19 protein-coding genes are annotated in these 15,090 nt (G+C 72.1%); 7 read left to right on the forward strand and 12 right to left on the reverse strand.

From position 1 onward, the window contains the following. The first annotated feature begins 1 nt into the window (after window position 1). Window positions 2-895 carry an SDR family oxidoreductase gene (locus Q9R20_RS10425; protein ID WP_311249280.1) on the forward strand — a complete coding sequence of 298 codons (894 nt, stop codon included), beginning with the start codon at window positions 2-4 and terminating at the stop codon, window positions 893-895. A gap of 181 nt (window positions 896-1,076) precedes the next feature. On the opposite strand, the gene Q9R20_RS10430 is transcribed toward Q9R20_RS10425, so the two are convergent. Beyond that, window positions 1,077-1,538, reverse strand: coding sequence for a GNAT family N-acetyltransferase (locus Q9R20_RS10430; protein WP_311249281.1), 462 nt, complete (start codon window positions 1,536-1,538; stop codon window positions 1,077-1,079). Window positions 1,539-1,620: 82 nt separating this feature from the next. On the opposite strand from Q9R20_RS10430, the gene Q9R20_RS10435 reads away from it, so the two are divergent. Then, window positions 1,621-2,550, forward strand: coding sequence for a helix-turn-helix transcriptional regulator (locus tag Q9R20_RS10435; protein ID WP_311249282.1), 930 nt, complete (start codon window positions 1,621-1,623; stop codon window positions 2,548-2,550). Window positions 2,551-2,554: 4 nt separating this feature from the next. Here Q9R20_RS10435 and Q9R20_RS10440 read toward each other — a convergent pair whose 3' ends face one another. Further along, window positions 2,555-2,815: a hypothetical protein gene (locus Q9R20_RS10440; RefSeq protein ID WP_311249283.1), complete on the reverse strand. Its 261-nt coding sequence runs from the start codon at window positions 2,813-2,815 to the stop codon at window positions 2,555-2,557. A gap of 142 nt (window positions 2,816-2,957) precedes the next feature. Between Q9R20_RS10440 and Q9R20_RS10445 the strand changes: the two genes are divergently transcribed. Then, entirely contained in the window at window positions 2,958-3,116 is a 159-nt protein-coding gene (locus Q9R20_RS10445; protein ID WP_311249284.1) for a hypothetical protein, read from the forward strand. An 81-nt stretch (window positions 3,117-3,197) separates the two neighbouring features. On the opposite strand, the gene Q9R20_RS10450 is transcribed toward Q9R20_RS10445, so the two are convergent. Continuing rightward, a complete protein-coding gene (locus Q9R20_RS10450; RefSeq protein ID WP_311249285.1) occupies window positions 3,198-4,202 on the reverse strand; it encodes a DUF1731 domain-containing protein in 1,005 nt (334 codons plus the stop codon). A 101-nt stretch (window positions 4,203-4,303) separates the two neighbouring features. Between Q9R20_RS10450 and Q9R20_RS10455 the strand changes: the two genes are divergently transcribed. Together Q9R20_RS10455 and Q9R20_RS10460 are read left to right on the forward strand one after the other, a co-directional pair. Beyond that, on the forward strand, window positions 4,304-4,906 hold the full coding sequence (locus tag Q9R20_RS10455) for a hypothetical protein (protein WP_311249286.1): 603 nt from the start codon (window positions 4,304-4,306) through the stop codon (window positions 4,904-4,906). A 216-nt stretch (window positions 4,907-5,122) separates the two neighbouring features. Further along, window positions 5,123-6,550, forward strand: coding sequence for a PepSY-associated TM helix domain-containing protein (locus Q9R20_RS10460; protein ID WP_311249287.1), 1,428 nt, complete (start codon window positions 5,123-5,125; stop codon window positions 6,548-6,550). On the opposite strand, the gene Q9R20_RS10465 is transcribed toward Q9R20_RS10460, so the two are convergent. Next, on the reverse strand, window positions 6,525-6,938 hold the full coding sequence (locus Q9R20_RS10465; RefSeq protein WP_311249288.1) for a GNAT family N-acetyltransferase: 414 nt from the start codon (window positions 6,936-6,938) through the stop codon (window positions 6,525-6,527). The two genes, Q9R20_RS10460 and Q9R20_RS10465, sit on opposite strands and share 26 nt — an antisense overlap. Before the next feature lie 193 nt (window positions 6,939-7,131). Then, window positions 7,132-7,599 (reverse strand): hypothetical protein, encoded by a 468-nt coding sequence (locus Q9R20_RS10470; protein ID WP_311249289.1) that lies wholly within the window; start codon window positions 7,597-7,599, stop codon window positions 7,132-7,134. Between the two features lie 125 nt (window positions 7,600-7,724). Here Q9R20_RS10470 and Q9R20_RS10475 point away from each other — a divergent pair, with 125 nt between their 5' ends. Continuing rightward, window positions 7,725-8,717, forward strand: a complete 993-nt coding sequence (locus Q9R20_RS10475; RefSeq protein ID WP_311249290.1) for an aldo/keto reductase — start codon at window positions 7,725-7,727, stop codon at window positions 8,715-8,717. Window positions 8,718-8,782: 65 nt separating this feature from the next. Here the strand turns inward: Q9R20_RS10475 and Q9R20_RS10480 are convergent, their stop codons facing one another. The 4 genes from Q9R20_RS10480 to Q9R20_RS10495 form a co-directional block, all read right to left on the reverse strand. Beyond that, window positions 8,783-9,235, reverse strand: coding sequence for an SRPBCC family protein (locus tag Q9R20_RS10480; protein WP_295836841.1), 453 nt, complete (start codon window positions 9,233-9,235; stop codon window positions 8,783-8,785). A gap of 300 nt (window positions 9,236-9,535) precedes the next feature. Further along, on the reverse strand, window positions 9,536-10,744 hold the full coding sequence (locus Q9R20_RS10485) for an FAD/NAD(P)-binding oxidoreductase (protein ID WP_311249291.1): 1,209 nt from the start codon (window positions 10,742-10,744) through the stop codon (window positions 9,536-9,538). Between the two features lie 68 nt (window positions 10,745-10,812). Beyond that, window positions 10,813-11,139 (reverse strand): ATP-dependent DNA ligase, encoded by a 327-nt coding sequence (locus Q9R20_RS10490; protein ID WP_311249292.1) that lies wholly within the window; start codon window positions 11,137-11,139, stop codon window positions 10,813-10,815. Window positions 11,140-11,249: 110 nt separating this feature from the next. Beyond that, window positions 11,250-12,182, reverse strand: coding sequence for a helix-turn-helix transcriptional regulator (locus Q9R20_RS10495; RefSeq protein ID WP_311249293.1), 933 nt, complete (start codon window positions 12,180-12,182; stop codon window positions 11,250-11,252). A gap of 217 nt (window positions 12,183-12,399) precedes the next feature. On the opposite strand from Q9R20_RS10495, the gene Q9R20_RS10500 reads away from it, so the two are divergent. Beyond that, window positions 12,400-12,759 (forward strand): sugar ABC transporter ATPase, encoded by a 360-nt coding sequence (locus Q9R20_RS10500; protein ID WP_311249294.1) that lies wholly within the window; start codon window positions 12,400-12,402, stop codon window positions 12,757-12,759. Between the two features lie 59 nt (window positions 12,760-12,818). Here Q9R20_RS10500 and Q9R20_RS10505 read toward each other — a convergent pair whose 3' ends face one another. From Q9R20_RS10505 to Q9R20_RS10515, 3 genes are read right to left on the reverse strand one after another with little or no spacing between them, the layout of a single operon-like run. Then, the gene (locus tag Q9R20_RS10505) at window positions 12,819-13,799 is read right to left on the reverse strand and encodes a glycosyltransferase family 2 protein (protein ID WP_311249295.1); all 981 of its coding nucleotides are present in this window, start codon (window positions 13,797-13,799) and stop codon (window positions 12,819-12,821) included. Continuing rightward, window positions 13,799-13,999: a CDGSH iron-sulfur domain-containing protein gene (locus Q9R20_RS10510; RefSeq protein ID WP_311249296.1), complete on the reverse strand. Its 201-nt coding sequence runs from the start codon at window positions 13,997-13,999 to the stop codon at window positions 13,799-13,801. The genes Q9R20_RS10505 and Q9R20_RS10510 overlap by 1 nt, the downstream gene beginning before the upstream one ends. Beyond that, window positions 13,996-14,964 carry an iron-containing redox enzyme family protein gene (locus tag Q9R20_RS10515; RefSeq protein ID WP_311249452.1) on the reverse strand — a complete coding sequence of 323 codons (969 nt, stop codon included), beginning with the start codon at window positions 14,962-14,964 and terminating at the stop codon, window positions 13,996-13,998. Before Q9R20_RS10515 ends, Q9R20_RS10510 begins: the two co-directional genes overlap by 4 nt. Window positions 14,965-15,090: the final 126 nt, after the last annotated feature.

A 15,090-nucleotide genomic window follows, 5' to 3' on the forward strand; every position in this document is an offset into this window, starting at 1 on the left:
CATGAGCACGCAGTACACGTTCACCGACCCGTCGAAGCTGTACGCCGACATCGACCCGCAGTCGCAGGACCAGCAGGAGCCCGGCCTCGACGCCGAACTCACGCCGAAGGCCGCGCTGGGGGAGGACACCTACGTCGGCAGCGAGCGGCTGAAGGGGCGCAAGGCCCTCATCACGGGCGCCGACTCCGGCATCGGCGCGGCCACCGCGATCGCCTTCGCCCGTGAGGGCGCGTCGGTCGCGATGTCGTACCTGCCCGAGGAGAAGGAGGATGCCGATCGCATCGCCGGGATCCTCCGCGAGGCCGGAGCGACGGTCGTGCAGATCCCCGGCGACCTGCGCGAGCGCGAGTACGCCACGACCCTCGTGAAGGAAGCGGTCGAGGGCCTCGGCGGCCTCGACATCGTCGTCAACAACGGCGGCAAGCAGATCTTCAACGAAGACATCACGACCCTGACGGACGAGCAGTTCGACGACACGTTCAAGACCAACGTCTACGCGATGTTCTGGATCTGCAAAGAGGCGGTGCCGCACCTGCAGCCCGGCTCGACCATCATCAACACCACGTCGATCCAGGCGTACTCGCCGGCGCCCATCCTCGTCGACTACGCCTCGACGAAGGCCACGATCAACACGTTCACGAAGGCGCTCGGGCAGCAGCTCGCGCCCAAGGGCATCCGCGTGAACGCGGTCGCTCCCGGCCCGATCTGGACGCCGCTGCAGGTCACCGACGGCCAGCCCGACGAGAAGGTCGACGAGTTCGGCGAGGAGACGCCGCTCGGCCGCATGGGCCAGCCCGCCGAGCTCGCCCCGGCGTACGTGTACCTCGCCTCGGCGGAGTCGAGCTACGTCATCGGCGAGACGCTGAACGTCAACGGCGGTATGCCCACGCCGTAAGCGCTACGTGCAAAGGGGCCGCCGTCCGGGTTCGGGCGGCGGCCCCTTCGGCATCCGTGGGTATCGGTCCCTTCGACAGGCTCAGGGACCTGGGTGCGGCTCAGGGACCTGGGTGCGGCGCGGGGACCTGGGGCGGCATAGGGACCTGGGTGCGACCCGGGGAGCTGGGTGCGGCGGCGGGTCAGGCGAGCGGCTTGCGGTAGAAGATCTCGCCGTCGGCGGTCTCTTCGGAGCGGTGGTAGCCCTCGCGCTCGTAGAGGCGCTGGTTGGCCTCGCTCAAACCGCCGGTGAACAGCTCCGCCTCGGTGGCGCCGGCTTCGCGACCGCGGTCCTCGACGGCGGCGAGCAGCAGCGTGCCCAGGCCCTCGCCCTGCTGGTCGGGGGCGATGGCGAGGCGGCCGATGAGCAGCAGGTCGCCGTCGAGACGGGCGCGCACGGCGCCGACGATGCGATGGCCGGCCACGGCGACGCAGCCGAGGTTCTCGACCAGCTCGGCGCGCAGCTCCTCGAGGGTCTGCGTCAGCGGCGGCATGTCGGGGTCGCCGTAGATGAGGGCCTCGCTCGCGAAGGCGGCGCGCTGGATGGTCAGCACCTCTCCGGCGTCGTCGGCGGCGATGGGGCGGACGGTGGGCGAGTCGGCCATCGGGATCCTTTCGGGGTGAGGCTGTGGGTTAACTATCATGGGGTCGAGCGCCGCGCTTTCCCGCGGTTCGGCGCGAGGGGCTATGAACGACTTCTTCGACACGCACGTGCGCACCGTCGACGTGCCCGGCACGGTGGCGTGGCTGCAGGCGCACTACGGGCGGGTCGATGTGCTCGCCGAGCGCGCCTCGTTCAAGGAGCACGCGGTCGGCGACGAGGCGTTCGCGCTGCGCCGGCTGACGTGGAACTGCCGCGCCGAGGTCATCTACGAGGCGGACCGCTTCTTCTTCGCCACCTCGACGCCGGGCTACCGCTGGCGGATCGGCTCGTGGGAGGGCGACTACAGCGTGGAACCGGGCGTCGTCCAGCCCGGACACGAGCTGATCGGACGACCCGACGACACCGAGATCCAGCTGCTGGCGTTCGACGCCGCCTGGCTGACCGAGACCGCGCGCACGATCTACGGCGACGACAGCCTCGAGGTGCGGTTCGACGGCGTCGGCCCGGTGTCGCGCCGTCTGCGCGACTACTGGTTGCAGACCGTTCGATGGTCGCTGACCCAGGTGCCGGTGATGGCGGAACCGCTCGCGCGCGCGCACGTGCGCCGCAGCCTGGCATCCGCGACCCTCGAAGCCTTCCCCCTCATCGGCGATCCGCGCGAGCGGCGCGCGTCGGCGATCGAGCAGGCGTCGGTGTACTCGGCGGCGACCGCGTGGATCGACGACCATGTCTCGCTGCCGATCACGGTCGACGATGCGGCCCGGGCGGTGGGCACCTCCGAGGCGGGGCTGCGCCGGGCGTTCCAGGCCAACGGACAGCTGACCTCGAACCCCGACGACTACCTCACGGCCGCGCGCCTCAGCGCCGCGCACGCCGACCTCGTCGACTCCGATCCCGGCGCGACCACCGTCGCCGCCATCGCGTCGCGCTGGGGATTCCTCGACGCCGACGTCTTCGCCCGGGCGTACCGGGAGGCCTACCGCGTCGCACCCGCGCGCACGCTCGACCGCTGAGCGCTCAGCGATCGCGGTCGGTGTACTCGCCGGGGTCGTCGAGGTCTTCGCGCGACTCGTCGCCGCCGGGCAGCTCGACATCGGTGTACGCCCCCGCTTCGTCGGCTCGGGGGCGGTCCTCGCTGCCGTCGGCGTTCTGACGGTCGACGTACTCGCCGGGCTCGTCGGAGCTGCCGCGGTCCGCCGTCCCGTCGGGGAGCTGCACATCGGTGTACTCGCCTTCGCCGGGTCCGGTCCCGTGTCCGTTGACGTCGCGCTCGGCCATTGCCGCCTCCTGTGATCGTGGTGCGCTCGACGTTAGACCCCCGGATGCCGAGCCTGCAGCGGTCTTGACACGCTCGCTGCCGCGGGGGAGGCGGTGTGTCAAGGGCGATGGCGAGTCCGCCGGACGGGGGCAGGGTGGGCCCATGCCTGCTCTCGCCATCATCCTCGTCATCGTCGGTCTCGTGCTGCTCTTCCTCGGCGTCTTCGTCGAGGCCGTGAAGTTCCTGCTGTGGATCGGCGTCATCATTCTCATCGTCGGCATCATCGTGGCGGTGCTGCGCGCCATCCGACGAAAGGTGTGAGGGCCGCCGGGGTACCGGCATCCCTCGTCCGCGTCACGCGCGAACGCCGTCCCCCTTCCGGGTGGGCGGCGTTCGTGCGTCTCAGGCCGAGAAGAGGTCGCGAGCGCGCGGCGGATGCACGGCGGCGACGGACTCGAGAGCCGGCCCCAGCTCGGGGTGGGAGAACGAGAAGCCGGCGTCCGTGAGCACGCGCGGGACCGCCCAGCGGCTCTTCAGCACCAGTTCGGGTTCGTTGCGCAGGATCGCCATCGCCGGGTCGAGCATCCACCGGAACGCGGGAAGGCCGAAGGGGGCGCCCGCGACGCGGCGCAATTCGCGCATCAGCGTCCGGTTGTCGCTGACGTCGGGCGCCGCGAGGTTGACGGGCCCGGCGATGTCCTCGCGCTCGCGCAGGAAACGGACGGATGCCACGACGTCGTCGATGTGGATCCAGCTGAAGCGCTGTCGACCCGACGTGCGGTGCCAGCTCGACCGCACGGGACCCGTCGGGTGGGCGCCGATGCCGCGATAGCGGCGGTGCGGGAACCACCAGCTGTCGATCTGCGGGCCGCCCAGACCCAGGCGAGCGAGGGCGAACAGCATGCGCGTGGCGGGGCCGTCGCCGAGGACGATCGCCATACGCAGCGCCACCCGGCGGGTTGCGGGCAGCTCCCCGGCGAACAGGGCACGCTCCCAGCTGGTGGCGACATCGACGGAGAATCCGTCGCCGATGATGCCGTCGACCTCGTCGTTGCCGTGCTCGGTCTCGTGGCGGTAGATGGTGGCCGTGGAGGCGTTCATCCACACGCGAGGCGGGCGATCAGCAGCAGAGACGACCGCGAGCAGCTCGCGCGTCGTGTCGACCCGGGAACGGAGGATCTCATCACGGTTCGGGTCGGTGTAGCGGCACGACACGATCTTGCCGGCGACGTTGACCAGCGTGTCGGCGCCGTCGACGAGCCGGGCGATCGCGGCGGTGTCGCCCCAGACGGCGTCCCCGGTGCGGCCGACGGTCACGACCTCGTCTCCGTCCTCCGCGAACGCGGCGACGAGGGCGCCGCCCACGAAGCCGCTCGCCCCGGCGATGACGACACGGCGTCGGGTCACGGCATCCTCCTGGGGTCGGTGGGCCCAGCCTACGGGCCCGTCGGCACGTCGACGCGTACACCACCGCCGCCGCGTCGTCGGCGCCTGCCACAATGGAGCTCATGCGACGACAGGCGAGAGCGACGCGCGCCGCGCGCGGAGCCGTCGCCGCGTCCGTCGCCACCTTCGTCGCCCTCCTGTCGCACGTGACCGGCGGGGGAGAGGTCCCCGGGGCCGCGGGCGTCATCGTGCCGTGGGCGCTGTCGTTCGTCGTGTGCACGGCCCTCGCCGGACGGCGACTCTCGGCCGTCCGTCTCGGCGCCGCCGTGGCCGTCAGCCAGGTGCTGTTCCACACCCTCTTCGTGCTGGGCAGCTACGACCTCGGCGCCGCCGGTCATGTGCACGGCGGCGCCGCCCTCGTCCTGGGAACGGTCAGCGGCCAGCCGATCGCCCCGGCGGATACGGCCATGTGGGTGGGGCACGCCGTCGCGGCGCTCGCGACGACCCTCGCACTGCACCGCGGAGAACGCACGCTCGCCGTTCTTCGCGAGCTCGCGCACCGCTCGATCGTGTGGCTCCGTGCCCGCGCGGACGTCCTCGTCGCCGGAGTCGGCCCCTCGCCCCTCCGGCGCATGCTCGCCGTGGTCGTGGCCGAGGCGCGGCCGGTCTCGCGCGTGCTCGCGGCGTCGGTTCGGCGGCGGGGGCCGCCGGTCGCGGCATCCTGAGCCTTTTCCCTCCACCTCGTCGAGGTGACGGCCGTGTCTCTGACGGCCGCCCCGCGTCCTGAGCGACGCATCTTCTCCCTCCCGTCGGGGATCGCCGTTCGAGCGACCCCGCCGGCTCTGCGGCGCCCCCGTGCGCCCGATCGCGCGCCGACGCGCGCGGAAAGCGACCTCTCCCATGCCTCTTCTCCTCCCCGCCCCGACCGCGGCGGTCCGCTCGTGACCGCGGCATCCCTCCCCGCCGTCGAGCAGGCGCCGCCGCCACCCGCCCCGCGCACGCCGTGGTTCGCGCCGCTGCTGCGCCGACTGCACTTCTTCGCCGGACTGCTCGTCGGGCCGTTCATCTTCGTCGCCGCGGTGAGCGGCGCGTTGTACGCCCTGACGCCGACACTCGAGACCGCGATGTACCCGCACGAGCTGCAGGCGTCGTCGACGGATGCCGCTCTGCCCCTCGCCGACCAGGTCGCCGCCGCGGAGAACTACGTCGGGGGTGGGGCGTCACCCGTCGCCGTGCGGCCGGCGCCGTCGGCGGGCGCCACCACGCGGGTGATGTTCGCCGACGAGACGCTGCCGGAGAGCACCACGCGCGCCGTCTTCGTCGACCCGGCGACCACCGAGATCCGCGGCGACCTGCCCGTCTACGGCACGAGCGGTGCCATGCCGCTGCGGCACTGGATCAGCGACCTGCACCGCTCCCTGCACCTCGGCGACGTCGGCCGGTGGTACAGCGAGCTCGCGGCATCCTGGCTCGGCATCGTGGCGCTCGCCGGACTCGGCCTGTGGATCGGGCGCTTCGTCGGCAATCGGCGCGCGCGCCGCGACCTCGTCCGGCCGAATCGCGCGCACCGCGGGTACCGGCGTCTGTTCGGGTGGCACGCGGCGATCGGGATCTGGGTCGTGGTCGGAGCGGTGTTCCTGTCGGCCACCGGGATCACCTGGTCGACCTTCGCCGGCGCTCACGTGAGCGATCTGCGCGCCGCCGTCGGCGAGAGCGCGCCCACACTCACCACCTCGCTGGGCGCCGCGCCGGCGGAGGGGCACGAGCACCATGCCGGCATGACCGCCGCCGCGCCGCAGACGGCGGACCCCGCGACGTTCGACGACGTGCTTGCGCTGGCACGCACCGTCAACGTGAACGTCGGTGCGGTGGAGATCCGGCCCGCGGCCTCCGCCGAGAAGGCCTGGGTCGTGCAGGAGGTCCAGCGCAGCTTCCCGACCGAAGTGGATGCCGTCTCGATCGACGCCTCGACGATGCGGGTGGTCGACCGGGTCGACTTCGCCGACTACCCGTTCCTGGCGAAGCTCTCGCGCTGGGGGGTCGACCTGCACATGGGCACCCTCTTCGGGCTCGTCAACCAGCTCGTGCTCTTCGCGCTCGCGATCGGGATCGCCGCGCTCGTGGCGCTCGGCTACGCCATGTGGTGGCGGCGCCGGCCGACGACCGCCCCCGCCCGGGGTGCGCTGCGCGCGGCGCCGTGGTGGGGGATCGGGCTCGTGCTCGCCATCGCCGTGGGGATCGGACTGCTCCTGCCGCTGGTGGGGTACACGCTCGCGGCGTTCGTCGTGCTCGACGTGCTGCTCGGGTGGCGGGCGCGGGCGCGGTCGTCCGCCGGAGCGGGGGTCAGGCCAGGAGCTGGTGCATCGTGACGGAGCCGCTGGTCGGCTCCGTGAAACCCAGGCTGCGGTACAGCGCCTGACCCGGCGGGTCGGCCAGGAGCGTCACGTACGCGCCCTCGGGGGCCTTCTCGCGGATCTCCGCGAGGAGGTCCTCGAGGATGCGCCGACCGAGCCCCCGTCGCTGATAGTCGGGGAGGGTCGCCATGTCGGCGATCAAGAAGTACCACCCGCCGTCGCCCACGACCCGTCCCATCGCGACCGCCCGGCCCGTGGCATCCACGAAGCGGCGCCATGCCCAGCTGTTCGCCAGAGCCGGCGCGCCCTGATCCGCCCGTTTCGGAGTGAGGCCGGAGGCGCGGCGCAGCTCCAGGTAGTCGTCGAGCGACGGGGGCAGGGATTCGAGACGAAGGTCGGACACGGGTCCAGCCTGGCACCGTCTCGTTGGCGTTGCGGACGCTGCCCGGGGTGGGCACGGGCGTTGGGGTGATGCGGTGCAGGGGGAATGCGTGGATGCCGCTGGGGAGGGGAAGCGTGGAGGGGAGGACGTGGCATCGTGGCCACATCCTCCCCCCGCGTAATCTCCTCCCGTCCCGGCGGCGCGGTCGGGTGACTCAGGCGTCGTCGGGCAGGTTCTGGGCGATGCGGCTCGAGGCCGCCGAGTCGCGGCCGACACCGGGCTGGAACTTCGCGATCGGGTCGTCGTCCGCGACGTGCGGTTCGCCGCCGTCGTCCGGCAGCGGCGGCGAAGCGGGGGTGCGGTCGCGTTCGACATCGTGCGCGTCCGTGGTGTCGGTGCCGGTGTCCTCGGTGTGACGCGACGTCGAACCCTGCTCGCCGCGGGCGTCGTCGGTGCCCCGCTCGGTGAGTCCGTCCGCGGCGCGGGTGCCGACGCCGGGCAGGTCGTTCTGACTGGAGATGCCCTGGATGCGGGCCTCGTCGTCGGGGTCGATCGCGGCGGCGCCGACGGCGCCGGTGTCGGCTCCGGCTGCGCCCGCGGGCACGTCGGCGGCGAGACCGTCGGACTCGGGGACGATGTTCTCTTCGTCGGCTCCGGGGAGGCGGTCGGCGGGAGTGTTCATGGCGATCCTTCCGTGGGTGTGCCGCCACGCTAGGCGCGGTGCATCGGCCGCCGGACGGGGTTGACGCGACCCGCGATGTCGGAACGGCTGGCTAGGCTCGGAACACGCTTCGAAAGGAAACCGCAATGCAGCAGCGCCCTCTCTCCCGCACCGGCCGCGAGGTCTCGCCGATCGGCCTCGGCACCTGGCAGCTCGGCGCCGACTGGGGCGACGTCAGCGAAGACGACGCGCGCGCCGTCCTGGCGGCCTCCGCCGACGCCGGCGTCACCCTCTTCGACACCGCCGACGTCTACGGTGACGGCCGTTCCGAGCAGATCATCGGCGCGTTCCTGAAGAGCCGGGATGCCGACGACATCACCGTGGCCACCAAGATGGGCCGCCGCGAAGACCAGGTGCCCGAGAACTACGTGATGGAGAACTTCCGCGGCTGGCTCGACCGTTCGCGGCGCCTGCTCGACACAGAGACGCTCGACCTGGTGCAGCTGCACTGCCCGCCCTCGGCCGTCATCGACGACGACGCCACGTGGGACGCCCTCGACCAGCTCGTATCGGAGGGAGTCATCGCCGCATACGGGGCGTCGGTCGAGACGATGGACCAGGCGCTCTCGGCGCTGAAGCGGCCCCACCTGACGAACCTGCAGATCATCTTCAACCCGTTCCGCCTCAAGCCCCTCGACGAGGTGCTCCCGCTCGCGGCCCAGAAGAACGTCGCGGTGTTCGCGCGTGTGCCGCTGGCCAGCGGTCTGCTCTCGGGCAAGTACACGCAGTCCACGACCTTCGACGAGAACGACCACCGCACCTACAACCGCAACGGCGAGGCCTTCGACAAGGGCGAGACCTTCTCGGGTGTTCCCTTCGATGAAGGCGTGGCCGCCGCCGACGAGCTAAAGGCATCCCTTCCCGAGGGCGTGACGCTTCCCGCCGCAACCCTCGCGTGGATCGCCTCCCGCGAGGGCGTCACCTCGGTCATCCCGGGGGCTCGATCGGTCGGTCAGGCCACCGCCAACGCCCAGGCCGCCGAGCTGCTCGACGGCGGATTCGATCTGACCGCCTTCGACGCCCTCGTGCGCGAGGTGTACGACCGCCGTCTGCGGGCGGAGATCCACCCGCAGTGGTGACCTCGGCATGACGAAAGCCGGGCCCGTCCTGAAAGGACGAGCCCGGCTTTCCGCATCGAGGGACGTCAGCTGACGTCGCCGCGCCACGCGCCGGACTCGGCACCGCGCGACTCGATGTACTCCTTGAAGTGCTCGAGGTCCTTCTTGACCGAGTGGTCGTCTGCGCCGAAGACCGCGCCGAGCTTCTCGAGGGCACCCGCGGGCTCCCAGTCGATCTGCACGGTCACGCGCGTCTCGTCGTCGGAGAGGCGGTGGAAGGTCACGACGCCGGCGTGGTTCTCGTCGCCGCCCACGCTGTTCCACGCGACGCGCTCGTCGGGGTGCTGCTCGGTGATCTCGGCGTCGAACTCCCGCTCGGCGCCCGCGATCTTCACCTTCCAGTGCGTGAGCGTCTCGCTCTTCTGCGTGATCGACTCGACGTAGCTCATGAAGTGCGGGAACTCCTCGAACTGCGTCCACTGGTTGTACGCGGTGCGCACGGGGACGTTGACGTCGATGGTTTCGATGACCTGGGCCATGATGTCCTCATTTCGTGTGGCTTCCGGGGCTGTCCCCAGTCTTCGCGCGATCGCGCCGACGCGCCCCCGGGGTTGAGGGATCGGCGTTCGTGCCCTATACGCGCGGGTGCCCGGCGCCGCGCACGTGCCTGGCGTCGCGGCATCCCGTGTGCTGCGGGTTTCGCCGGGGCCGTCCGTTGACCGCGAGAAACGCCTCGGCGAGCCGCAAACGCCCTCGCACGGCGTTTCCCACTCGCGAGAGCGTTTATCAGCGGGTCAGCCCGCGGGGGCGGACCTACCGTGGAGAGAGGGGCCGCGCCGTCAGGCGCGACCGCGCAGGAGCAGGTTCCAGTAGACCCAGGGCAGGACGCGCCGGTCGGCGATCCACGTCGAGCGGCGCTCGCGGAAGAGCGAACGCCAGAACGGCACCGTGGGCTGCATCCGCCCCCGGCGGTCGAACTCCGCGAACACCACGGTCCCGCGCGAGACGGTGAACGGGACCACGCTGTAGCCGTCGTAGCGCGCCGAGGGCTCGCGGCCCTCGCGCACCGCCCGCATGTTCTTCACCAGCGCCTTCGCCTGCCGGCGGATGGCCCCGCCCGAGCGCCTCGTCGCCACGCTCGCCGCGTCGCCCACGGCCCAGATCTCCGGATGCCGCAGGTGCTGGAACGTCTCCGGGTCGACGTCGACGAAGCCGTGCGGATCATCGGATGCCGCCAGGCCACTGCCCGCGATCCACTCCGGCGCCCGCTGCGGGGGAACCGCGTGCAGCACGTCGTAGGCGAGCGTCTCCTCGGTGTCGCCGTGGCCGATCACGAGCGTTCGGGCCTCGGCATCCACCGATCGGAGCTCGCGGCTGTAGCGCACCTCGATGCCGTACTCGTCGAGCTTGCGGCGAAGCTCGTCGTCGATCGCCGGGATGCCGAAGGGCACCGGGTCGGGGCAGACGAACACGACGCGGATGTCGTCGCGCACCCCGATCGCCCGCCACCAGTCGCACGCGAGGTACATCGGCTTCTGCGCGGCGGCGCCGCACGAGGCCGGCTCCGGCGGCTGCGTGAAGACGACGGTTCCGGAGCGCAGGTCGCGCAGCATCGGGGAGGCCTTGGCGGCGAGGTCGAAGTCGTAGTTCGAGATGCCCGCGGGCGTGGCCATCGCCTCGGGGAGGCCCGGCACCTGCTCCCACGCCATGCGCAGGCCGGCGCAGACGACGAGCTGGTCGTAGTCGATGCGGCCGCCCGAGACGAGGTGGACGCGGCGGGCCTCGGCATCCACGGTGAACGCCTCGTCGCGCAGCCACCGCACCCCGGGAGGGGTGACGTCGCCCTGCGGGCGGACGGCTTCGGAGGCCCGGGCGGCACCGCCCGCGATGTGCGACTGCAGGGGTGCGTACGCGTGCGTCTCGCGCGGCTCGATCACGGTGATGTCACCGGCGCGGGCGCGGTGCAACCGGCCGGCGACCGACAGGCCGGCGTTGCCACCGCCGATCACCACGATGCGCGGCGGTCCGGGGGAGCGGGAATCGTTCATGGAGATCCTCTCGTCTCCCTCACGTTCCGGCCCGGACGCCGCAGGCGCCAGCGCCTTGACAGCGGGTGTCAGGCGAAGGACTCGGGCGACACCGTCTCCTCGGCCGGTTCGGGAACGACGTAGAGGCCGGTCGGGGAGTTCGCCGTCGACATCAGTGCCTCCAGCCATGCGCGATTCAGGGCCGGCGGACGTCCGCCGTTGAACTTGAAGACGAGGTTGGCCCGGGGGTGCATCCACACCGAGGTGCGTCCGCCGCCCGTGCTGATGTCGTCCTTCCAGACGAAGTAGAACGGCTCGCCGCGCCGCAGCTTGTTTCCGACGACCACCTGCAGGTGCGCGAGGAGACGATCCTCGAACTCGTTGCGGATGCCGCCTTCGTAGATGAACTTGCCCACGTCTTCCTCCAGCGGGGTTCGTTCCCCGCGTGTTCACTGTGCATTCGCTGTGCGCTGACGGCGTCTTTCCGGGACGCCGCGCGCAACGCCGAGACCGAAGGCGTCGGCGCTCAGAACATCCGCGCGACCTGAGCCGGGTTCTGCCCGTAGTGCTCGCGGTGGTAGCGCGCGAAGCGGGACGCGCTCGAGAAGCCCCAGCGGCGGGCGACGTCGGCGACCGACACCGCCGTGCCGGTGCGCAGTTCCTCGTGGGCGCCGCTGAGCCGCACCCGCCGGAGGTACTCCATCGGGGTGGTGTCGAGGGCCCGGCGGAAGGCGTGCTGGAGTCCGCGGGACGAGATCCCGGATGCCACGGCGATGTCGTCGAGCGTCAGAGGGTCCTGCGCGTGCGCCTCGATGTGCATGATGGCCCGCCGCACGGTGCGCGGCGCGGCGCTGCGCTGACGCGCGCGGTCGAGGGCATCGAGATAGGACGTGGAGAACGTGGCGAGGGTCGTCAGCAGAGCGTGCCGGTGCAGCTCCGTGGAGAGCAGCGGGTCGTCGTGCACGGCTGTCAGCGAGGCCGAGACGTGGGAGAAGGTGCGTTCCCACTGCGTCGCGGCTTCGCGGTCGCGCGCCGTCGGATCGATCCGGCGCAGCACCAACCGGTCGTCGCCGGCTGCGACGCGGGCGACCCGCTCGGCGTCACTGCGATCGAAGACGAACGCGCGCACGCGGGCGGTGCCGGTCCACCAGGCGTCGGTGCCGCCGTCGGCGGCGAGCCACGGGCGCCGCGGATCGATGGCGCGCCCTTCGGCGTCGAGGCGCACGTCGTCGCCGAGGACGCGGCACGCCATGATCTGATCGTCCATCTGCACCGAGGAGTGCACGGATGCCGCGAGCTCGTACGACACCACCGAGAAGCGCGGCAGCTCGACCGAGCTCCACGAGAAGGAGATCGTGCGGGGTTCGACGCGCTCGAGTCGCGCCGAGGGGACGAAGCGCGACCAGACGCGCTCCACATCGTCGATTCCGCGCGAGCGCGTCGTGAGGATCTGGCCCATGGTGTTCCTTTCGCCGCGGCGAGTGCGGCTTTCTTGAAATGTCGGCGAGGAGGACCTCGAGCGGTGGTGCGCGGTTCACGCCCCTGGCGGCACGGCGGCCGTCTCGAACGTTCCCGTGCACCCACGTGTCAAGGGGCGGGCCGAGCCGCTGGCCGCCGCGTTGGATGGGGGGACCGTCGATCCCGGCGGTGTATCCCGCCCGACGGAAGGACCCCCCATGAGCGACGCGTCGATCGACCCGACCCCCGCCGAGACGAGCCCCGCCACCGAGGTGGGCGTGGCCGGCGTGCAGCCGCTGCGCGACGGCGACACCTCCATCGAGCCCGATCCGGCGCTCGACCCCGCGCAGGCGGAGTGGGATGCCACGACCGCCCTCGACGAAGGTGCCGACCCCGAGGACATCAATCCGGCCACGGCGACCGGCGCCGACCCGGCCGAGATCCCGGCCGACGACAGCGACATCCCGCTCGAGGACATCCACCCCGAAAGCACCGGCACCGACTCCCAGGGCGAAGATCCCGGTGTCGTGGAACTCGGCGAAGAGGGACAGGGCGACCTCGCCCCCGAGGACCTCTGACGCACTCCGGACGCCCCGGACACCCTCCGCGGTGCCCGGGGCGTCGGCGCATGAGTGGGTCACGAGCGCGCTCCGCGGCTCGACGCCGCGACGGCATCGCGGGCGTCGCGGCGCAGGACCCGCAGCGGTGTCGCCGCGCGCGGGAGTCTCGTCCCGGCGTAGCGGACCCCGCCGCGGACGCGGAGGACGAGGGCGATCCAGCTCGTGACGGCTCGTTCGGCGGCCCAGAGGGGTGCCCACAGCGCCGCCGTACGGGGGAACACCGCCGCCCCGCGTCCGCGGCGTCGGCCGACCTCCGCTGCGGCGATCGTCGCGAGGGCGAGCAGGACCAGGATGCCGGGTCGTCGACGCGCCAGCAGGACCGTCGGGGCGATCGCGAGCTCCCCGCACAGCCGTCCGGGTTGGGCGAGGCTGTCGTACGCCTGCCGGACCCGCTGGGTCGCGAAGCGCCGGGCGTCGGGCGGGCGTCGTGGGACGAAGAGGTCGCGACAGTGCCGGACCCGGCCGCCCCGGGCGCGCACGGTCCGCTCCATTTCGAGGTTCTCGAACAGCACGTCGACGGCGTAGCCGGAGGGCAGAGCGCTCCGGCGGATGCCGTACGTGCCCGGGTAGTCCGACCCTCCTGCGCGGTTCAGGAGCGAGCGGGCGGTGTCCCACCGCGCGTGCCAGAGGCGCGGATCGAACACGTTCTGCGGCGCGACGAGGTCGGCATCCCCGATCTCCACCGCGAGGGCGGTGAGGGTGCCGCGATCGTGGCGCACGTCGTCGTCGGCGACGATCACGCGTTCGTGCCGGCTGAGGGCGAGACCCGTCACGACGCCTCGCGCCTTGCCGTTGCCGCCGCCCGGCTCGCGGGGCGGGAGGTGGCGCACGCCGACGGGGAACGCCCGCGCGTGCGCGGCGAAGCGCTCCGCGGGCGACCCGTCGACCACCGTCACGTCGACCACTCTCGAGAGGTCCTCGAGGTAGGCGACCAGATCGTCGAGGTCGGCGTCGTCGTCCCAGCGGAGAGGGAGGAGGTATTCGGCGTCGAGGCGCATCAGTCCTCGGTGCGGAAGCCGGAGGCCTTGTGCGTCCCGTCGCAGAACGGCTTGATCGTCGAGAGTCCGCAGCGGCAGAGCGCCACGGTGCGGCGTGAGCGCGGGAGCTCGCGGCCGTCACTGGTCTCGAGACGGACGTCGCCGCGCACGAGGAGTGGGCCGTCGGGGTAGGCGGTGATCGTGACCTCGCGTTCGCTCATCGCCCGGCCTCTGCGCGCAGCGAGGACGCGCCGCGCTCCCAGGCGTCGAGGATGTGCCGGCCGACGCGGCCGTCGACCTCGAGGCATGCCGCTGCGCCGAACACGATGTCGGCGAGCAGTTCGGGGCGGTCCTCGGCGAGGGCGCCGGCCAGGTCGCGACCCGCGATCTGCTCGTGGACGGCGTCGGCCTCGACGTGCTCGTCGAAGTAGGCGCAGACGTCGTCGCCGAGACCGAGGCGGCGCAACCCCTCGGCGTAGAGGCGGTTGGGGATCGACGAGGTCATCTCGAAAGCGGCGAGATGACCGACGATCGCCCCCAGGAGCCGCCGGTTCAGGCCGAACATCGACATGGCGTTGTGGGAGGCGAGGGTGACCGCGGGCACGTCGTCCACGTACGCCCCGTAGGCATCGGACAGGCCGGCGGATCGCACCGCGCGAGCGAACATCTCGGCGTGCACCCGCTCGGGGCGACCGCCGCCGTACTCGTCGGACTGGATCTCGACGAGCGCCGCCTTGGGCCGGCCGCTCAGGCGCGGGATCGCCCAGGAATGCGGGTCCGCCTCGCGCAGCGTGTAGATCGTGCGGTGCACGAGGAACTCGTGGGCCTGCTCGAGCGAGGCGCGGCGGGCGAGATGGCGCGACAGACTCGGACCCGCGTCGGCGCCGGTGAGGGCGAAGAGGGCGCGGGCCACGGCATCCATCGTCGGTGCCGGCAGCTGCGGGACCGGAACGCTCCGGCGCAGCGCCGCCTCGAAGGCGTTCTCGATCACGCGTCGCGTGGCGATCAGGGCGGGGTCCCATTCGAGCTCCGCGCGGAAGGCGGGGACCGATCCGTACGAGGAGGCGTACAGGCAGAAGAGGGCGAGCTGGAGGTCGTCGTCGTGCTCGACGTCGACGGATGCCGAGACGGCTTCGTCGGCGAGGGCGGTGTGTCCCGTGCCCACGCCGTCGACGAGATGCTGCATCACCGCCGCGCTGACCGGTCCGCGCGGGTGGAAGGGCGGGAAGTCCTCGACGTCGAGGCGCTCCGCGGTGGGCAGGGGGGAGGACACGGTCGGGGGCACGAGAGCACTGTGAGGGTGGGGTGGGCG

It is taken from the genome of Microbacterium sp. PRF11, assembly GCF_031844085.1.
In the GTDB taxonomy this organism is placed as follows: domain Bacteria; phylum Actinomycetota; class Actinomycetes; order Actinomycetales; family Microbacteriaceae; genus Microbacterium.